The following is a 19,242-nucleotide window of genomic DNA, read 5'->3' as shown; positions in this document are numbered from 1 at the left end:
TCCTTCTTTCTTTCATCCATTTTACCACTTTTTATAGGAGAAGGATAGCGGGAAGGTGGATAGATTTTTACTCTCTTTTCCTATAAAAAAGAGAGACAGATGTTCTTTCAGGAATTTTTTTATACATTAAATTTTCAGAAAATTTATTGACAGATTAGAAAAATCGTGTTACAGTAATATTCGCAGGTATCTTTCGATACCAAATATACATGAAAGGACGGGGTATGAAACTTTCTCATTATTTAATTGGCTTACTTCTACTCCTAGTCTTTCTCTCTATTAGCATTGGAACCAGTGATTTTTCATGGGGAAAGCTCTTTGATTTCGACCAGCAGACCTGGCTTCTCTTTCAAGAGTCCCGTCTCCCAAGAACCATCAGCATTCTCCTGACCGCCTCTAGTATGAGTATGGCAGGACTTCTCATGCAGACTATCACTCAAAATCAGTTTGCTGCTCCAAGTACAGTTGGAACCACTGAAGCTGCCAAACTAGGAATGGTATTGAGCCTCTTTGTCTTTCCATCGGCTAGTCTGACTCAAAAGATGCTCTTTGCTTTTGTTTCATCCATCGTATTTACTCTCTTCTTCCTAGCCTTTATGACCATTTTTACTGTAAAGGAAAGGTGGATGTTGCCTCTGATTGGAATCATCTATAGCGGGATTATCGGTTCTGTGACAGAAGTTATCGCCTATCGTTTCAATCTGGTTCAGAGTATGACAGCTTGGACCCAGGGCTCCTTCTCCATGATTCAGACTCATCAGTATGAGTGGCTCTTCTTAGGGCTCATTATCCTGATATCCGTTTGGAAATTATCCAAAACCTTTACCATCATGAATTTAGGAAAAGAAACCAGTGAAAGTTTGGGGATTTCCTACTCCTTACTTGAAAAACTAGCCCTCTTTTTGGTGGCGCTAACGACTAGTGTCACCATGATTACTGTGGGTGGCTTACCATTTCTCGGAGTTATTGTTCCCAATCTTGTTCGCAAGCGCTATGGAGATAATCTAAGTCAGACCAAACTCATCGTAGCACTGGTCGGTGCCAATCTAGTTCTGGCTTGCGACATCCTATCCCGAGTTCTGATTCGGCCCTATGAGCTGTCTGTCAGTCTTCTACTAGGAATCATTGGTAGCCTCGTCTTTATCTTACTTCTCTGGAGAGGGGGACGAAAAGATGCAGTCTAAAAGCAAACATACCAAGCTCTTCTGGATTCTCATTATTCTTGCCATCGGAGCTTGCCTTCTCTACTTTTGGCCCATCACTCACTTGTCAGCCTTTGCTTGGAAGTTGCGTTCCCAAAAAATCATCGTTTATCTCTTGGTAGCCATCGCGACTGGGATTTCGACCATTAGTTTTCAAACCCTGACGGAAAATCGCTTTCTGACGCCAAGTATTTTAGGAATCGAATCCTTCTACGTCCTACTGCAAACTCTACTACTGGTTTTTGAAAGCAAATTTCTACAGCTTGAAAAGTCTCCTATCTTAGAATTTCTAGTCTTGCTTATGCTTCAATCCCTCTTCTTTCTTGCCTTACAAGGCTACTTGAAGACGCTGATGAAACAAGATTTGGTCTTCATCCTGCTGATTTGTCTAGCCCTCGGAAGTCTCTTTCGAAATATCAGTACCTTCCTTCAGGTCCTGATGGATCCAAACGAATACGATAAACTGCAGAACAGTCTCTTTGCCTCCTTTCAACATCTCAACACTTCCATCCTAGCCATCAGTTCTCTGATTATCCTTGCTTTGACCATCTTTTTCTTTCGGAAAGCAGTCATTCTGGATGTCTTGCATCTGCAAAGAGAAACAGCTCAGATATTGGGGCTCGATGTGGAAAAAGAACAGAAAGAGCTCCTCTGGGGTATCGTACTTTTAACTTCAACGGCCACTGCCCTGGTAGGACCTATGGCCTTCTTCGGTTTTATGTTGGCCAACCTCACCTACCTAATCGTCAAAGACTATCGACATAAGTTACTCTTTATAGTGGCTATTCTGGTCGGATTTATCAGTTTGACCTTGGGGCAGGCCCTGATTGAACGAGTATTTGCGCTGGAAATTCGCATCAGCATGATCATCGAGAGCGTAGGTGGTCTCTTATTCTTTATCTTACTCTACAGGAGGGCGCGTCAGTGAAACTGGAAAACATTGACAAATCCATTCAAAAACAGGATATTTTGCAAGGTATTACGCTTGAAGTCAGTCCTCAGAAACTGACAGCATTCATTGGTCCAAATGGTGCTGGAAAATCGACTCTCCTCTCCATCATGAGCAGACTGACCAAGAAAGATCAGGGAATTCTCAGTATCAAAGGTCGTGAAATCGAGAGTTGGAATTCGCAAGAACTAGCCCAAGAACTGACCATCCTAAAGCAGAAGATTAATTACCAAGCCAAATTGACGGTTGAAGAACTAGTCAGTTTTGGACGTTTTCCTTACAGCCGAGGTCGACTGAGGGCAGAAGATTGGGAAAAAATCCGAGAAACTCTGGACTATTTAGAACTGACCAACTTAAAAGACCGCTACATCGATAGTCTATCTGGGGGACAACTCCAGCGGGTCTTTATCGCTATGGTACTGGCCCAGGATACGAACTTTATCTTACTAGACGAACCGCTCAACAATCTTGATATCAAGCAAAGCGTTAGCATGATGCAGATTCTTCGGAGACTGGTGGAGGAACTCGGCAAGACCATTATCATCGTCCTCCACGATATCAACATGGCCAGTCAGTATGCAGATGAAATTGTCGCCTTCAAGGACGGTCAAGTCTTTAGCAAGGGAACAACCAATCAAATCATGCAGTCTGATCTGCTCAGTCAACTCTATGAGATTCCTATCACGCTAGCTGATATAAATGGCAAAAAGATCTGTATCTATAGCTAGTAACATAGAAGCTCAAGTTAGAGAACCTTCAGTCTCTTAGTCAATAAGATCAAGAGACTCCCTAAATCGTTATCACATTTTAAAAAGGAGAAATCATGAAAACATCCCTTAAACTTTACCTCACTGCCCTAATAGCCAGTTTCTTGCTCCTACTTGGTGCATGTAGTACAAACACAAACTCAAGCACTAGTAAGTCGGAAACAAGCAGCTCTGCTCCAACAGAAGTGATCATTAAAAGCTCACTGGACGAAGTAAAACTTTCAAAAGTTCCTGAAAAAATTGTTACCTTTGACCTCGGCGCTGCTGATACTATTCGTGCTCTAGGATTTGAAAAAAATATCGTTGGAATGCCTACAAAAACAGTACCAACCTATCTCAAAGACCTAGCTGGAAAAGTTAAAAATGTTGGCTCTATGGTTGAGCCAGATTTAGAAGCCATCGCCGCCCTTGAGCCTGATTTGATTATTGCTTCCCTACGTACACAAAAATTCGTAGATAAATTCAAAGAAATCGCCCCAACCGTTCTCTTCCAAGCAAGCAAGGACGACTACTGGACTTCAACTAAAACTAACATTGAATCCTTAGCAGGCGCCTTTGGGGAAACAGGTACACAGAAAGCCAAGGAAGAATTGGCCAAGCTAGACAAGAGCATCCAAGAAGTCGCTACTAAAAACGAAAGTTCTGACAAAAAAGCCCTTGCTATCCTCCTCAATGAAGGAAAAATGGCTGCCTTTGGTGCCCAATCTCGTTTCTCTTTCTTGTATCAAACCTTGAAATTCAAACCAACTGATACAAAATTTGAAGACTCACGCCACGGACAAGAAGTCAGCTTTGAAAGTGTCAAAGAAATCAATCCTGATATCCTCTTTGTCATCAACCGTACCCTTGCCATCGGTGGTGACAACTCAAGCAACGATGGCGTCCTAGAAAATGCCCTTATCGCTGAAACACCTGCCGCTAAAAATGGTAAGATTATCCAACTAACACCAGACCTCTGGTATCTAAGCGGAGGCGGTCTTGAATCAACTAAACTCATGATTGAAGACGCACAAAAAGGCTTGAAATAAGCAACTTCAAACTCAAGCACATCTTTACATGATAAAACGCATCCTATCAAGTTCACTCAAACCTGATAGGATGCGTTTTTATCATTTCACTAAAATAATTTTACCCAGCCTCATTTTTCTTCTTGATTCCGTTTGAGTGAAAAGTGGTCTGGGACGGGGTCCTTACCTGTTTTCGACCAGGGATGACAACGTAAAATCCGAGCTAAGCCCATCAAAACACCCTTGAAGCCATGTTTTTCAATAGCCTCAATCATATAGTTTGAGCAAGTCGGCTCAAAGCGACAAGAGGGTGGAAAGGCTGGTGAGATAAACCGTTGGTAAAAGCGCACAGGCGCTATTAAAATTCGTTTCATTATTTCTTGGTTACAGCCATGGTGTGTAGTTGGCTGATTTCTTTTTTATTAAGACGACGAGATTCTCCTGGACGGAGTCCTGTCAAGTCTAGATGTCCAAAACGAGTCCGCGACAACTTATCTACTTGAAGGCCGACAGCTTCAAACATCTTTTTAACCTGGTGGTTACGCCCTTCATGGATGGTCAACTGCACCACAGAGCGGTTTTTAACTGGGTCCACTTTGAGAATCTCATAGACAGCCGGCTTGGTTTTCTTGCCATCAATCTCAAGTCCACGGGTCAAGGGGCGGAGATTGTCCTTATTTGCCACACCTTTAACACGCGCGACGTAGACCTTGTCAATCTCATTACGAGGGTGAATCATTTCATCCGTAAAATCCCCATCATTGGTCAAAATCAAGACTCCTGATGTATCCCAGTCCAAACGACCTACAGGGTAGATGCGTTCCTTCACGTTGGGCAAGAGGTCGACAACCGTCTTGCGGCCCTTGTCATCTGTCACACTGGAAATGACACCGCGTGGTTTGTTAAGCAGATAATAGACCTTTTCTTCGTTATAGATAGGTTGACCTTCAACTTCGACCTTGTCGCCTGACTTGATAGTGGTTGCTAGTTCACGTACCACTTGGCCGTTAACCGTCACCAAGCCTTGCTTGATCAACTCTTCTGCTTTTCTCCTACTGGCCACACCTGCGTGGGCAATATACTTATTGATTCTCATCTTCTTCTATCCTTTCACCAAATAATTGGCTTTCTTGAGCTTGAATCTCAAGCTCATCAATCACTGGCAATTCTTCTAAATGGTTTATCCCCATATAATCTAGGAAATAATCCGTAGTAACATAGAGGTTGGGGCGACCCAACACTTCTTTTTTCCCGTCTTCTTTGATCAAGTCAAAAGCCTGCAACTTTGCCAAAGCCCCACTCGAGTTGACCCCACGGATGGCATCAATTTCTATCCGAGTAATGGGCTGCTTGTAGGCAATGATGGACAAGGTCTCAAGGGCAGCTCGAGATAAACTCTGGTTGATAGGTGCCTTGGAATATTCCTTTAAAATCTCTGAAAACTGAGGCTTGGTCACCAATCTATAAGCACCACCAGTCTCAATCAGAGCCAAACTGAAATCTGGGTCCTTTTCATACTTCTGGGCTAATTTTTCTAAACTCTGTTGGATGCCTGTCGGTGGCAGATAGAGGAGTTCAGCTAACTGGCGGACTCTAATCCCATCTTCACCCGCTACAAACAAGAGCGCTTCTATTTTTGCTAAAGTACTCATCTTTCCTCTCTATCAAGTCTAGCTTTGGGCCACTTGACTTTCTTCCTTCTTTTCCATGAGATAGATATCTCCGAAACTCTTCTCTTGCACGAGGATTAGTTCCTGAGTTTTGATTAACTCTAGGGTTGCTAAAAAGAGGGTAATGACCTCTTGGACATTCTGGGTTTCCTTGAACAAATCCTGCAAGCGCAATTGATCTCGTCCAGTCAAGGACTCTTTCACGATAACCATCATGTCCTCAATCTTATACTCATCTCGCAAGATAGTCGTGTGATTCTGTGCAAACTCCTCTTTTTTCTTGGCTAGGATATTTGAAAAAGCCAAAAAGAGGTCAATGGTCGTCTTGTCATGCACAAGCTCCGCATCTTCGTAAATCAACTCTGTCGGTGCTTTAGAATAATACTGGGCCCGTTCTTGGTGCTTGGCTTCCAAGTGCTCACCCAAGAGCTTGAACTTGCGGTATTCTTCGATTTGAGAGAGAAGATCCTGCTCTAGATCGTCCTCCAAGTCGGTCACTTCTGCTACCTTTGGAAGGAGTTTGCGGCTCTTAATCAGCATGAGCTGACTGGCCATAACCATGTACTCACCCGTCACTTCCAGACGCATAGCCTGCAGGGTTGAGACATAGGCTAGATACTGTTCGATGACTTCCGTAATGGGCACATCGTAGATATCCATCTGATACTTAGAAACCAGGTGCAAAAGCAAATCCAGGGGTCCTTCAAAATCTTTTAATTTAATATCCATTATCTATATTTTTCTAAGGTCAGGACTGTTTTTAATCCTAATTTTTTTGCAATTTCGTACAAATCGATCTTCTTTTCTATCTGTCTTAGAATGAACTGTTCCCGTAAGGCTTGAGCTGATAAGGATGGAAAACCTTTCTCCTTGACAAAATACTCTAGCTGACGGAAGGCCCACTGACGGGAATAGGCTTTCCCTCCCCTTTCAAAGAGATAGGTCTGCCCCATCAAGGGTTCCAATTCTGAAAGCAAGGTCGTGGGAATAGTGACAATCCTCTGTTGGGAAGCCTTATTGATTCGCAGCACCTGAAAATCCAGATTGATATCCGCAACCTTGAGAGCCAAAATCTCACTCGGCAAGAGCCCTATTTCCAAGATAAGAAGCGCCAGCAAGCGTCCTTCTGGATAATTACTTTCCTGCCAAAAAGAGTCTAGGTCTAAGAGTTCCGGCTTTTCGGTCTTCTTTTCAGCTTGTTTGGCTAATTCCAAACGGTAAAAGCTTTCCACTTCCCCTTTTTGATAGAGAAAGTAGAGAAATTGGTTACAGGCCGAAATCTTCCGCTTTTGAGCGCTGATTTTTAGATTGACTAGCTGGGCTTGGTAAATCTTGAGACTAGTCTCCGAAATCCGCCCACCTACAATATCTAAAAATTGCTCCAAATCATACTTATAGGACTGCTTAGAATTGGCAGATAAACCCTGCTTTCCCTCTAAGAAATCTGAAATCCTGTCTCTCATTTGCATCGAATCTCATATTCCTTACTAAAGTCATGAAAGAGGGCATTGACAGCCTTGAGGATAGACTTGCGCGTGATAATCCCTTGGAAAATCCCTGACGCGTCCACAACCGGCAAGAAGGACTCATCTACCAGCTTGTGCAAGACCTCGGTAATGGTAAAATCAGGCGAAACAACCGCTACGTCCGTTTTGGTCATATGAACAATATCCGTATCCGCCATGATTTCTTGGCTCAAGTCATGCTCCATCTGATAAGCCATAATATCTCTGAGCCCAATCGTCCCAACGAACTGTTTTTCATCTGTTACAACAGGAACACGGGTATAGGTCATCTGACTGAGCAAGAGTGTCGCATGATCCGCATTGTGGGTATCAATCAACACAGCTAGATTTTCAGCAGGGGTCAAAAAAGTTTCCTCCTGCCCCAACAAGAAAGTCTCAAACTCCTTGGCAATCATCGGCTAAACTCCTTGGACAAGCCCGGATACACCTCATGGTCTCGTGTCAAAAAGTCGACTTTGAAGTAACTATCATCAATCTCCACACGAGCATAGAGACATTCTCTGATGGTCCCACGTGGTTGACTGATGGAACCTGGATTTAGAAAAAGAGTCTTTCCTTCCATCCAAGCATTTGGCACATGCAAGTGACCATAGAGACAGATATCGGCCTCTTCTTCCTGAGCCCAGTAGTCCAACTTTTGAAAGTTGAAATTGATGTCAAACAAGTGACCATGGGTTTGGATAATCTTGGTCGAACCAAGCTCGGTCACCAAACGTTCTGGGTAGCCGGCGTAGAAGTCCATGTTCCCTTTAACAACACGGATGCCTTCCCAAAGGGGAGAATCAGGACGCAGTTCAGAATCGCCGTTATGAAAAACGGCGTCAACTTTGCCTACATAGCGATCACGGATTTCTTCCACAATCAAGCTATCGCCATGAGAATCGCTCATTACAATGATGGTTTGCTTTGCCATGATGGAAATACCTCCAAAAGTTTCTTAACAGCTAAGGCACGGTGAGATTGACTATTTTTTTCTTCAAGGGTTAATTCAGCTGAGGACTTGCCTGTCTCTCCTACAAGGAAGAGAGGGTCATAGCCGAAGCCATTTTCACCCTTAGGTTCAAAGTTAATGTAGCCAGGCCAGTCTGCTTCAACAACCAAGCTTTCCTTGTTTGGGCTGGCTACGACTAGGGTTGTATGGAATTGAGCCGAGCGGTCCTTGAGTTCAAAGACCATGGCCAATTCGTGCAAGAGTTTGGCATTGTTTTCACGGTCAGTAGCTCCCACTCCTGCAAAACGAGCTGACCATACACCTGGCAAGCCACCAAGGACATCGACTTTGAGACCAGAGTCATCTGCCAAAACCATCTTGCCCGTTAATTGAGAAATGGTTTCTGCCTTGAGACGGGCATTTTCTTCGAAGGTCATGCCTGTTTCAGCTACTTCAGGCAAGTCAGGATAGTCATTAAGATTTTCCACATCGTAGCCTAGCTTGTCAAAGATAGCTCGGAATTCCTTGGTCTTGCCCTCGTTACGAGTCGCAATCAATAAGGTTTCTCTGACCTTGCTTGTCTCAAAGAAATCATGAACATTGACCCCTTCTTTAGGCAATGCTACATGCAGGAGTTGCCCATTTTCAATCAAGAGAAAAGCTCCCTGACGTTGGATGACTTCCAGATTTCGTCCCATTTCTTGGTTGAGGATATCTACCACAAAAGACAATAAACGGTAGAGAGAACCATAGCGTAAAACAATCACAGAAATAGGAAAACCTTGTTCCTCATCTCGAAATCTTTGGGCAAACTCAAATAGAGGAAAATCCAAGTCTTCATCAGTCAATGTCCGGACACCACCAAAAATACTATATGAGCCGACATACCAGTCCTGGTCATCCTTATATTCATAAATTTTATTTGTCATAATTCTACATGCTCCACATAAATCTCTTTTTCCAGCCATTCTTCACCAATTTGTGCAAAACTTTGGCTGCTGGCTGTTGTGTAAAAACGGTGATGGAGTGGTCCAGCATCGCGACCACGATTGATTTCAAAATAATTAAGTAAGACTGAGATATCTCGTACACACTCTGCTCCACTATCGATGAGCTGAACCTTGGGCCCCATGACATTTTGAATAATAGGTCTGAGGAGTGGATAATGGGTACAACCCAAAATCAGGCTATCCACCTTTCCAACCAAGGGACGCAGGGTTTCATAGACCACTTTCTTGGTGACACTGGTTGACAGGGCACCTGACTCAACCAAGGGAGCAAACTTGGGACAGGCCAAACTCTCCACCTGTAAGTCCGGATCCAAATCATGGATTTTCTGACGGTAGATGTCTGATTGTACTGTCATGGGTGTTCCAATCACTCCGATTTTCCCACCTTGGCTGGACTTGATGGCTGCTGAAGCCCCTGGCAAAATCACACCCAAGACCGGAATATCTAGTTGAGCCTTGATTTCTTCCCAGACGACCGCAGTCGCAGTATTACAAGCAATGACAATCATTTTGACATCCTTGGTCAAAAGAAAGTTGACCAACTGCCAAGTATATTTACGAATTTGCTCAGCAGGACGGGGCCCGTAAGGCGCCCGTGCCGAATCCCCAATATAGACGATTTCTTCATGGGGAAGCTGACGCATGAGCTCGCGCACAACGGTCAAGCCCCCGACACCCGAATCCAAAAAACCAATTGGTCGATTATCCATACAGTCTTCTTTCTAGTCTTTTTTCTGATTGATAGTTCATTATGATTATTCATCCTTATGAACTGAATGACAGCCTAATCAATAACTATCTCTCTTAATCATAATCAAATATCAATAGAATGCAAGGAAAAAGTCTCATTCCTAAACCCTTAGCCAACATAGTGAGAAGTCTGGAACTTTCATCCCAGACTTTTCCTTATTTATTTTTTCTTTTTATTGTTAGCAAGGGCTGCCTTTTGTTGGCGGATGATTTGGTGGTAAACTTGTTGTACCTTAGCTTCGCTTGGTTTTTGACCATTTGCACTCAAAAGAGTACGAACTGCTTCAGCATTCAAACGTGGGTTGTCAGCGAATTCTTTTTCAATTTGCTTACGAACCAAGTACATTCCTCCAAGAGCTCCTCCTAGAAAAGCTAGCACAATCAATACAATTGCTAATAGTAAATCCATCATATTTCTCCTGTTTCTTTTTGAGTCTCTTTCATTATACCATAAACTAGCCACCCTGACCAGTTTGTTTTACGCTTTCAAGACGATACCAATACATAGTCGCCTTATACATTCGTATCTTTGACTACTTGTCTAATCAGTTTCCAGTGACATTATATAAAACTATAACTTCATATGAAAATCCCTTGCTTTCTCTGGTTTTATTTGTTATATTAAAATGGTATGAATAAAATCGGTCTATATCAGACTGTAAATAGGGCATTATATTTTTTTAAGAAAAAATGAATGCGCTTACAATAAATGAGAGGAGATTTCTATGGGAAATTTATTTAGGGAGAAATCCTGTCGCTACAGTATTCGAAAGCTAACAGTTGGCACAGCCTCTGTTTTGCTTGGAGCGGTTTTTCTAGCTAGTCATACCGTCTCAGCTGATACTATTGAAGTAAAGCAAAATGAGTCTACACTAGAGAAAACTACAGCTAAGACAGATACCGTTACGAAAACAACTGAATCAACCGAGCACACACAGCCAAGCGAAGCAATTGATCATACAAAACCAGTTCTAGCCGATAATAGTGCTTCTGAAAGCAGACCCGCTGAGGCTGATATTACTTCTGCTACAACTAATCAAGCCAGTACTGAGGCTATTGTAAAATCTAATGAAAATAAGGAAACCGAAAAACAAGAACTACCTGTGACAGAACAAAGCAACTATCAGCTAAACTATGATCGACCAACAGCTCCTTCCTATGATGGCTGGGAAAAACAAGCACTCCCAGTTGGGAATGGTGAAATGGGTGCTAAGGTTTTTGGTCTCATCGGAGAGGAGAGAATCCAATACAACGAAAAAACTCTTTGGTCAGGTGGACCGCGTCCCGACAGTACCGACTATAATGGAGGAAACTATCAAGAACGGTATAAAATTTTAGCAGAAATTCGTAAGGCTCTCGAGGATGGAGACCGCCAAAAAGCCAAACGATTAGCCGAGCGAAATCTAGTTGGTCCAAACAATTCCCAATATGGACGTTATTTAGCCTTTGGTGATGTATCCATGGTTTTCAATAACCAGAAAAAAGGTCTGGATACGGTAACAGATTATCACCGTGGTTTGGATATCACAGAAGCCACTACAACCACTTCTTACACCCAAGATGGAACGACCTTTAAAAGAGAAACCTTCTCAAGTTACCCTGATGATGTTACTGTTACTCACTTGACCCAAAAAGGGGACAAAAAACTTGATTTTACAGTTTGGAATAGCTTAACAGAAGATTTACTTGCTAACGGAAACTACTCAGCGGAGTATTCTAACTACAAGAGTGGCCATGTTACGACAGACCCAAATGGTATCCTACTAAAAGGTACAGTCAAAGATAATGGCCTCCAGTTTGCATCCTATCTAGGAATTAAAACGGACGGAAAAGTTACTGTTCATGAGGATAGTTTAACGGTCACAGGGGCCAGCTATGCTACGCTTTTACTCAGTGCCAAGACTAACTTTGCTCAAAATCCTAAAACAAACTATCGCAAAGACATTGACCTCGAAAAAACAGTTAAAGGGATTGTCGAAGCAGCTAAGAGCAAAGACTACGAGACACTTAAAAAGGACCATATCAAAGACTATCAAAGTCTCTTTAACCGAGTTAAACTAAACCTAGGTGGAAGCAATACTGCTCAAACAACAAAAGAGGCCCTTCAAACCTATAACCCAACAAAAGGGCAAAAACTGGAAGAACTTTTCTTCCAATACGGACGTTATTTATTGATTAGTTCGTCTCGTGATCGGACAGATGCCCTTCCTGCCAACCTACAAGGAGTCTGGAATGCCGTAGACAATCCACCTTGGAACGCTGACTACCACCTCAATGTCAATTTGCAAATGAACTATTGGCCAGCCTACATGAGTAATCTAGCTGAAACAGCCAAGCCAATGATCAATTACATTGACGATATGCGTTACTATGGCCGTATCGCTGCTAAGGAATACGCCGGTATCGAATCCAAAGATGGACAAGAAAATGGCTGGCTGGTTCATACTCAGGCGACACCATTTGGCTGGACTACTCCTGGTTGGAATTACTATTGGGGTTGGTCGCCAGCAGCTAATGCCTGGATGATGCAGAACGTCTATGACTACTATAAATTCACCAAGGATGAGACTTATCTCAAAGAAAAGATCTATCCAATGCTCAAGGAAACAGCTAAGTTCTGGAATTCCTTCTTACACTATGACCAGGCCAGCGACCGTTGGGTATCTTCTCCATCCTATTCACCTGAACACGGTACTATTACCATTGGAAATACCTTTGACCAATCACTAGTCTGGCAGCTATTCCATGACTACATGGAAGTCGCCAACCATCTGAATGTCGACAAAGACTTAGTTACAGAGGTCAAGGCTAAATTTGACAAACTCAAACCACTTCACATCAACAAAGAGGGACGCATCAAGGAATGGTACGAGGAAGACAGTCCACAATTCACTAATGAAGGGATTGAAAATAACCACCGCCACGTTTCCCACTTAGTTGGCCTCTTCCCAGGTACACTCTTTAGCAAGGATCAGGCTGAATACTTAGAAGCTGCGCGTGCAACTTTGAACCATCGCGGAGATGGTGGTACTGGTTGGTCTAAGGCCAATAAAATCAACCTCTGGGCTCGTCTCTTAGACGGTAACCGTGCTCATCGCTTGCTCGCTGAACAGCTCAAATATTCAACTCTTGAAAACCTTTGGGATACGCACGCACCTTTCCAAATCGATGGAAACTTTGGAGCAACCAGTGGGATTGCAGAAATGCTTCTCCAATCACACACTGGCTACATTGCACCATTGCCAGCCCTTCCAGATGCTTGGAAAGACGGTCAGGTTTCTGGTCTGGTTGCCCGTGGTAACTTTGAAGTCAGCATGAAGTGGAAAGATAAAAACTTGCAAAGCTTGTCCTTCCTTTCAAATGTCGGTGGAGACCTAGTTGTAGATTATCCAAATATCGAAGCCAGTCAGGTTAAGGTTAATGGCAAATCTGTCAAAGCAACTGTTCTTAAAGATGGCCGCATTCAACTGGCAACACAAAAAGGTGATGTCATTACCTTTGAACATTTCCCTGGTCGTGTAACCAGTCTGACAGCAGTTAGACAAAATGGCGTCACTGCCGAACTTACCTTCAACCAAGTAGAAGGCGCTACCCACTATGTTATCCAAAGACAAGTGAAAGACGAATCTGGCCAAACCTCTGCAAGCAGAGAATTTGTGACCAATCAAACCCATTTTATCGACCGTTCACTCGACCCTCAACTCGCCTACACTTATACTGTTAAGGCTATGCTGGGTAATGTTTCTACACAGGTATCCGAAAAGGCCAATGTCGAAACCTATAACCAATTGATGGATGACCGTGATAGCCGAATCCAATACGGTTCTGCATTTGGAAACTGGGCAGACTCAGAATTATTTGGAGGAACAGAGAAGTTTGCCGACCTTTCACTAGGTAACTATACAGATAAAGATGCGACAGCAACCATTCCTTTCAATGGTGTTGGCATTGAAATCTATGGTCTCAAATCATCTCAATTGGGAATCGCTGAAGTCAAAATCGATGGTAAATCAGTCGGTGAACTGGACTTCTATACTGCAGGTGCAACTGAAAAAGGTAGCCTTATCGGTCGCTTCACAGGATTGTCAGATGGTGCTCATGTGATGACTATCACTGTAAAACAAGAGCATAAACACCGTGGAAGTGAACGTTCCAAAATTTCCTTAGACTACTTTAAAGTTTTGCCTGGACAAGGAACAACTATTGAAAAAATGGATGACCGTGACTCTCGCATTCAATACGGATCTCAATTCAAAGATTGGAGCGATACTGAATTATATAAGAGCACAGAAAAATATGCGGACATCAATAACAGTGACCCAAGTACTGCTTCAGAAGCTCAGGCAACCATTCCATTTACTGGAACAGGTATTCGAATTTACGGACTCAAAACCTCCGCTCTTGGAAAAGCTCTCGTGACACTAGATGGCAAAGAAATGCCAAGTCTAGATTTCTACACAGCTGGCGCTACCCAAAAGGCAACCTTAATTGGAGAATTTACTAATCTGACCGATGGTAATCATATTTTGACATTGAAAGTTGATCCAAATTCACCAGCAGGTCGCAAGAAAATTTCTCTAGATTCATTTGATGTGATTAAAGCTCCAGCTGTAAGCTTGGATAGTCCAAGTATCGCACCACTTAAGGAAGGGGATAAAAACATCTCTTTAACTCTTCCAGCTGGAGATTGGGAAGCCATCGCTGTGACCTTCCCAGGCATCAAAGATCCACTCGTTTTACGCAGGATAGACGATAATCATCTAGTTACGACTGGAGATCAGACTGTCTTATCAATCCAAGATAATCAGGTACAAATCCCTATCCCTGACGAAACCAATCGAAAAGTTGGAAATGCGATAGAAGCTTATTCTATCCAGGGAAATACGACAAGCAATTCTGTAGTAGCTGTCTTTACCAAAAAGGATGAGAAGAAGGTTGAGAATCAGCAGCCAACTACAAGCAAGGGAGATGACCCTGCTCCTATTGTAGAAATTCCTGAATACACTAAGCCTATCGGCACAGCAGGACTAGAACAAACACCTACCGTTTCTATCCCTGAATATATTAAGCCTATCGGAACAGTGGGACAAGAACAAGCGCCTACGGTTTCTATTCCTGAGTACACTGAACCTGTCGGGACAGCGGGACTGGAACAACCACCTACAGTTTCTATTCCTGAGTATACTAAACCTATCGGCACAATGGGACTAGAACAGCCACCTACCGTTTCTATTCCTGAGTATACTAAACCTATCGGCACAATGGGACTAGAACAGCCACCTACCGTTTCTATCCCTGAATATACTAAACCTATCGGCACAGCAGGAATAGAACAAATACCTACTGTTTCTGTTCCTGAATACACTAAATCTATCGGTACAGCAGGACAAGAACAAGCGCCTACTATTTCTATTCCTGAGTACACGAAGCCTGTCGGGACAGCGGGACTAGAACAACTACTTACTGTTTCTATTCCTGAGTACACGAAGCCTATCGGCACAGCAGGACAAGAGCAAGCGCCTACGGTTTCTGTTCCTGAATATAAACTTCGTATCTTAAAAGATGAAAAGACTAAAGTTGAAATTATTGGAGGTGCGACTGACTTAGAGGGAATTTCTCACATTTCTAGCAGACGTGTATTAGCTCAAGAACTATTTGGTAAGACCTATGATGCTTACGATCTTCACCTTAAAAATCCAACAGACCAGAGTTTGCAACCAAAAGGAGCTGTCTTGGTTCGCTTGCCTATTTCCTCTGCTGTCGAAAATGTTTACTACCTAACTCCATCAAAAGAGTTACAGGCACTCGATTTTACTATTCGCGAGGGAATGGCAGAATTTACGACTAGTCATTTCAGCACCTATGCAGTCGTTTATCAAGCTAATGGAGCATCAACTACTGCAGAGCAAAAACCAAGTGAAACAGATATCAAACCATTAGCCAATAGCTCTGAGCAAGTTTCATCTAGTCCAGACCTTGTTCAATCTGTAAATGATTCTCCTAAAGAACAACTTCCAGCTACTGGTGAAACATCCAATCCACTACTATTCTTGTCAGGATTGAGTCTAGTCCTAACAGCAACTTTTCTACTTAAGAGTAAAAAGGATGAATCAAACTAACGTTTAACCACACAAAAATCAGGATGAAGATAAGCTTCATCCTGATTTCTTTGTCAATAAAGGATTATTTTTTTACAGTAGATATAAAAAGGCTAGCGTCAAGAGACTTGCTAGAAGCCCCACTCCCCAAAAGAAGAAATCAACCTTCCACTCGCTCCAAGGATTTCCTTTACCAGACAATCCTCCAAGCTCAAAATGGTGATGTACAGGCGTCATACGGAAAATACGTTTACCACCTGTCAGTTTGAAATAACTGACTTGCATCATAACTGAAGTTGTTTCAAAGACATAAACAATTCCAATAATCAAGAGAGTCCATTCTTGGTGGAGGGCCATCGAGATAGCTGCCAACATTCCACCTAGGGCCAAACTTCCCACATCTCCCATAAAGACCTTAGCAGGCTTATGGTTAAAGACAAAGAAACCAAGCAAACCACCAATCATGGCAAAAATCACTAGAAGGATATCCATTTGACCTTGCACATAGGCAATAACTCCATAAGCAGACAAGCTAATCACAACGGAAATACTCGCTAAACCGTCAATACCATCTGTCAAGTTCACTGCGTTTGAAAAACCGACTAGCCAGAAAAGAGCGAAGATAATATAGAAAATCCCTAGATGCACTTGGTAACCAAAGACAGAGAGCATATCGCCCCCACGCTCATAAAAAAGGTAGAAAATGACGCCACCTAGCAGCTGAAGAGCCAATTTCTGTTTGGGATTAAGGCCCTCATTGATTTTACGGAAGACCTTGAGGAAGTCATCTAAAAAACCAACCAAGCCATACAAGACCAAAATAAACAAAATCATACCAACGTTGTTGGTCAATTGTTTTGAAAAAAGAGCGACGAGGAAACTCACCACAACTGCAACAACGAGGAAAACAAGTCCCCCCATGGTTGGAGTTCCAGCTTTTGCCTGATGCTGCTTGACATCCTCATGCATCTGCTGGCCAGTAATCTGGGCTTTTCGATAAAATTGGATAAAGGCTGGAATACCAATAACTGTTAATAAAAAGCTAAGAATTCCAGCACTAATGGAACTAATCATGTTAATCTCCTAAAGTTACTTTCAAATTTTTAATATCTTTGATGGCAGTATTGGCACGAACACTCTGTTTTTGAACCGTTTTACCTGTACCATCCCACTCTATTTCAATGTTCAACCATTTGGCAAATGCTTGAACATTTTCCTGTGTCCATCCATACATATCCGGCATTTCTTCAAGCTTATCAGATAGGATTAAGATTTGCTGATTGGCTTCCAAATTATTCCCTTCAGAAACAGAACTATCTTTAATCTTAGTTCCTGTTCCAATAACGATTGGTTGAACAAGGTTACGTCGTAATTCCTCTGCTAAATCACCCGGCGTGTAATCCTTAGTTGCAGGCATTGCATAACTTGTAGTCTTACTAAACTGCTCCAAATTCTTAGCAGTTGACTGCAGATTAAGTGATTCTTTCATAGCTGAGGCTCTTTCAAGAATTGGATTGGCAAACTCTCCAAGTTGAATACCTGAATAATGCTCAGGTTGTTGAACCGTTACATAGAGGATAAAGTCTGGATTCTCCGCTGGGTGCATGGAAACAACTGAGAAAATGTAGTTGGTTGAACCTGTAAGGTAACCACCATTTTTCTCATCCGCAATCTGCGCAGTTCCTGATTTAAGGGCCACATTCTGACCTGGAACATTGACAGTTGCCTTGCCTGTACTGTGGTTATACATGGTTCCATATGTAGGGTCTGTTCCAACCATAACCATATGGTCACGCGTGACTGATGCCGCTTCTTTCGATACAGGATTTCCGACAACCTCTTTTTGAGATTTACGAACAGATTGGTCATTAGGGTCATAAAGGGCACTGATAAATTTCGGCTCTAACATAACACCATCATTGGCAATGGCTGTAAAAGCACGTAGCATCTGGGTCTGCGTTACAGAAATCCCCTGACCAAATGCACTCATGGCAATATTAACAATATTATCTGCAGGCAATTGACCTGAATACTCATCAGTCAGACCAAAACGCGTCGGCACCCCAAACTTAAAGCGATTGAGATAATCCAGCCAAGTCGCATCTCCCATTTTCTGCTCGAGCAAGGTCATCCCGATATTACTAGAGTGGGCAAAACCTTGAGAAAAGGTCATCGTTCCACCACTTGTCAAACCTTCGTTAACGTCCCAATCTCGAATGGTTGCATCTGCCAGTTTCAACTCGCTACTGTTAAAGTATTCTCCACCAGGGAAAGTCTTATTATCAATAGCTGCTGCCAACATCATCACCTTCATGGTTGATCCTGGCTCATAGTTACTCTGATAGAGGATATCGCGCCAAACAAAGTCTTTAGTGATACCATCCTTAGTGTCTGCATTAAAGGTAGGTCTTTGAGTAGTAGCGAGGATTTCACCTGTCTTAGCACTGACCAAGGTAGCTGTCATGTACTTGCCTTTTACCTTTTCTTGAAATGCATCCATCTGTGTTTCCATGAAGGACTGCAAGGGACTTGAAAGAGTGGTATAAACATCCTTCCCGTCTACAGTTTGTTGAGAAGCTTGCTCTGTACCTGGTACAATATTTCCCAGACGATCTTTTTCGTAAGTGATAATCCCATCTGTTCCCGCAAGGATTCTATTTAGAGAACTCTCTAAACCAGATGTCCCTAATAAACTCTTGCTACCATCTTCATTTTCATGAAGTTGAGCTAGACCAATAAATGATGAAGCAAACTGACCATTCGGATAACTCCTGTTAGGACTAGTTGTAAAATCAACCCCCTCCACACCAGCAGTCTTGAGGTCATTTTTAATAGCCATCATATTGGCATAAGTAATACCATTTCCTTTTGTACCAAACGATACCTGTTTCAGATTGGGCTGAGCAAGTTGTTCTGTCACATAGGACTCATCCATCTCCAGGTATTTATGAAAAATTTCTGCAACTTTACTAAATTGTGAATCTTCTACATAAAGAACTTTCCCAGTAGCCGACTTGTAGGTCTTGTCAATAACAGCATACACATTGTAAGAAGTCGCATCTTCTGCTATTGGCGTTCCATTTCGATCATAGATGGTTCCTCGTTTCGCCGGAATGGTCTTCGTTGTCTGGTGAACCTTCTTAGCCTCTTTGACCAAGTCTTTACCAAATTTACTACCCGTTCCAATAATGACCGCAAAGTTGACCAAAAAGACAGCGAAGAGTACGACTGCCAATAAACTTAGACTCTTCCCTACTCTTCGGCGATTTTCTTCTGGTGATTTACGATTACGAACTGCAAAACGGATAATTTTTTCTTTCAATTGTTTCATA

The 19,242-nt window shown here is 42.6% G+C and carries 17 protein-coding genes; 5 read left to right on the top strand and 12 right to left on the bottom strand.

The genetic code is table 11. The features are described 5' to 3' along the window. The first annotated feature begins 224 nt into the window (after positions 1-224). The 4 genes from FBF73_RS03070 to FBF73_RS03055 all read left to right on the top strand — a co-directional run bounded on the left by FBF73_RS03070 (position 225) and on the right by FBF73_RS03055 (position 3,946). Positions 225-1,184 (top strand): ABC transporter permease, encoded by a 960-nt coding sequence (locus FBF73_RS03070; protein WP_061864537.1) that lies wholly within the window; start codon positions 225-227, stop codon positions 1,182-1,184. Beyond that, positions 1,174-2,130: an iron chelate uptake ABC transporter family permease subunit gene (locus FBF73_RS03065; protein WP_061864536.1), complete on the top strand. Its 957-nt coding sequence runs from the start codon at positions 1,174-1,176 to the stop codon at positions 2,128-2,130. Before FBF73_RS03070 ends, FBF73_RS03065 begins: the two co-directional genes overlap by 11 nt. Next, positions 2,127-2,879 (top strand): ABC transporter ATP-binding protein, encoded by a 753-nt coding sequence (locus FBF73_RS03060; protein WP_136936936.1) that lies wholly within the window; start codon positions 2,127-2,129, stop codon positions 2,877-2,879. Before FBF73_RS03065 ends, FBF73_RS03060 begins: the two co-directional genes overlap by 4 nt. Positions 2,880-2,974: 95 nt before the next feature. Next, on the top strand, positions 2,975-3,946 hold the full coding sequence (locus FBF73_RS03055; RefSeq protein ID WP_136936935.1) for a siderophore ABC transporter substrate-binding protein: 972 nt from the start codon (positions 2,975-2,977) through the stop codon (positions 3,944-3,946). A gap of 110 nt (positions 3,947-4,056) precedes the next feature. Here FBF73_RS03055 and yidD read toward each other — a convergent pair whose 3' ends face one another. From yidD to FBF73_RS03005, 10 genes are all read right to left on the bottom strand, one after another. Beyond that, complete coding sequence (yidD, locus tag FBF73_RS03050) at positions 4,057-4,299, bottom strand: membrane protein insertion efficiency factor YidD (RefSeq protein WP_084927008.1); 243 nt, start codon at positions 4,297-4,299, stop codon at positions 4,057-4,059. Beyond that, positions 4,299-5,021, bottom strand: a complete 723-nt coding sequence (locus FBF73_RS03045; RefSeq protein ID WP_001222228.1) for a pseudouridine synthase — start codon at positions 5,019-5,021, stop codon at positions 4,299-4,301. Before FBF73_RS03045 ends, yidD begins: the two co-directional genes overlap by 1 nt. Beyond that, entirely contained in the window at positions 5,008-5,577 is a 570-nt protein-coding gene (gene scpB, locus FBF73_RS03040; RefSeq protein ID WP_124788469.1) for an SMC-Scp complex subunit ScpB, read from the bottom strand. Before scpB ends, FBF73_RS03045 begins: the two co-directional genes overlap by 14 nt. A gap of 18 nt (positions 5,578-5,595) precedes the next feature. Continuing rightward, positions 5,596-6,324: a segregation/condensation protein A gene (locus tag FBF73_RS03035; protein ID WP_124788470.1), complete on the bottom strand. Its 729-nt coding sequence runs from the start codon at positions 6,322-6,324 to the stop codon at positions 5,596-5,598. Then, positions 6,324-7,058 (bottom strand): site-specific tyrosine recombinase XerD, encoded by a 735-nt coding sequence (xerD, locus tag FBF73_RS03030; RefSeq protein ID WP_311766544.1) that lies wholly within the window; start codon positions 7,056-7,058, stop codon positions 6,324-6,326. Before xerD ends, FBF73_RS03035 begins: the two co-directional genes overlap by 1 nt. Next, entirely contained in the window at positions 7,055-7,516 is a 462-nt protein-coding gene (cbpB, locus tag FBF73_RS03025; RefSeq protein ID WP_124788472.1) for a cyclic-di-AMP-binding protein CbpB, read from the bottom strand. Before cbpB ends, xerD begins: the two co-directional genes overlap by 4 nt. Next, positions 7,513-8,034 (bottom strand): metallophosphoesterase, encoded by a 522-nt coding sequence (locus FBF73_RS03020; protein ID WP_020902175.1) that lies wholly within the window; start codon positions 8,032-8,034, stop codon positions 7,513-7,515. Before FBF73_RS03020 ends, cbpB begins: the two co-directional genes overlap by 4 nt. After that, entirely contained in the window at positions 8,010-8,981 is a 972-nt protein-coding gene (locus FBF73_RS03015; RefSeq protein WP_000182419.1) for a nucleoside-triphosphate diphosphatase, read from the bottom strand. Before FBF73_RS03015 ends, FBF73_RS03020 begins: the two co-directional genes overlap by 25 nt. Then, positions 8,978-9,772 (bottom strand): glutamate racemase, encoded by a 795-nt coding sequence (gene racE / locus FBF73_RS03010; protein ID WP_136936934.1) that lies wholly within the window; start codon positions 9,770-9,772, stop codon positions 8,978-8,980. Before racE ends, FBF73_RS03015 begins: the two co-directional genes overlap by 4 nt. Positions 9,773-9,972: 200 nt before the next feature. Continuing rightward, a complete protein-coding gene (locus FBF73_RS03005) occupies positions 9,973-10,221 on the bottom strand; it encodes a YneF family protein (protein WP_000364990.1) in 249 nt (82 codons plus the stop codon). 316 nt (positions 10,222-10,537) lie between these two features. Between FBF73_RS03005 and FBF73_RS03000 the strand changes: the two genes are divergently transcribed. Next, positions 10,538-15,931, top strand: coding sequence for an SIALI-17 repeat-containing surface protein (locus tag FBF73_RS03000; RefSeq protein WP_136936933.1), 5,394 nt, complete (start codon positions 10,538-10,540; stop codon positions 15,929-15,931). A 72-nt stretch (positions 15,932-16,003) separates the two neighbouring features. Here the strand turns inward: FBF73_RS03000 and mraY are convergent, their stop codons facing one another. After that, positions 16,004-16,984 (bottom strand): phospho-N-acetylmuramoyl-pentapeptide-transferase, encoded by a 981-nt coding sequence (gene mraY / locus FBF73_RS02995; protein ID WP_124788474.1) that lies wholly within the window; start codon positions 16,982-16,984, stop codon positions 16,004-16,006. Position 16,985: 1 nt separating this feature from the next. Beyond that, positions 16,986-19,241 carry a penicillin-binding protein PBP2X gene (gene pbp2X, locus FBF73_RS02990; protein ID WP_136936932.1) on the bottom strand — a complete coding sequence of 752 codons (2,256 nt, stop codon included), beginning with the start codon at positions 19,239-19,241 and terminating at the stop codon, positions 16,986-16,988. Between the last annotated feature and the right edge of the window lies 1 nt (position 19,242).

The organism is Streptococcus mitis (assembly GCF_005144795.1).
Taxonomy (GTDB): Bacteria; Bacillota; Bacilli; order Lactobacillales; family Streptococcaceae; genus Streptococcus; species Streptococcus mitis_BB.
The sequence above is the reverse complement of the archived record's forward strand: the minus strand, read 5'-3'. Positions and strand labels throughout refer to the sequence as shown.

Excerpts from the sequence above, each read along its gene's own strand:
- FBF73_RS03070 (WP_061864537.1), top strand. The coding sequence starts at position 225 with ATGAAACTTTCTCATTATTTAATTGGCTTACTTCTACTCCTAGTCTTT.
- FBF73_RS03065 (WP_061864536.1), top strand. The coding sequence starts at position 1,174 with ATGCAGTCTAAAAGCAAACATACCAAGCTCTTCTGGATTCTCATTATT.
- FBF73_RS03055 (WP_136936935.1), top strand. The coding sequence starts at position 2,975 with ATGAAAACATCCCTTAAACTTTACCTCACTGCCCTAATAGCCAGTTTC.
- yidD (WP_084927008.1), bottom strand. The coding sequence starts at position 4,299 with ATGAAACGAATTTTAATAGCGCCTGTGCGCTTTTACCAACGGTTTATC.
- FBF73_RS03045 (WP_001222228.1), bottom strand. The coding sequence starts at position 5,021 with ATGAGAATCAATAAGTATATTGCCCACGCAGGTGTGGCCAGTAGGAGA.
- scpB (WP_124788469.1), bottom strand. The coding sequence starts at position 5,577 with ATGAGTACTTTAGCAAAAATAGAAGCGCTCTTGTTTGTAGCGGGTGAA.
- FBF73_RS03035 (WP_124788470.1), bottom strand. The coding sequence starts at position 6,324 with ATGGATATTAAATTAAAAGATTTTGAAGGACCCCTGGATTTGCTTTTG.
- xerD (WP_311766544.1), bottom strand. The coding sequence starts at position 7,058 with ATGAGAGACAGGATTTCAGATTTCTTAGAGGGAAAGCAGGGTTTATCT.
- cbpB (WP_124788472.1), bottom strand. The coding sequence starts at position 7,516 with ATGATTGCCAAGGAGTTTGAGACTTTCTTGTTGGGGCAGGAGGAAACT.
- FBF73_RS03020 (WP_020902175.1), bottom strand. The coding sequence starts at position 8,034 with ATGGCAAAGCAAACCATCATTGTAATGAGCGATTCTCATGGCGATAGC.
- FBF73_RS03015 (WP_000182419.1), bottom strand. The coding sequence starts at position 8,981 with ATGACAAATAAAATTTATGAATATAAGGATGACCAGGACTGGTATGTC.
- racE (WP_136936934.1), bottom strand. The coding sequence starts at position 9,772 with ATGGATAATCGACCAATTGGTTTTTTGGATTCGGGTGTCGGGGGCTTG.
- FBF73_RS03005 (WP_000364990.1), bottom strand. The coding sequence starts at position 10,221 with ATGGATTTACTATTAGCAATTGTATTGATTGTGCTAGCTTTTCTAGGA.
- FBF73_RS03000 (WP_136936933.1), top strand. The coding sequence starts at position 10,538 with ATGGGAAATTTATTTAGGGAGAAATCCTGTCGCTACAGTATTCGAAAG.
- mraY (WP_124788474.1), bottom strand. The coding sequence starts at position 16,984 with ATGATTAGTTCCATTAGTGCTGGAATTCTTAGCTTTTTATTAACAGTT.
- pbp2X (WP_136936932.1), bottom strand. The coding sequence starts at position 19,241 with ATGAAACAATTGAAAGAAAAAATTATCCGTTTTGCAGTTCGTAATCGT.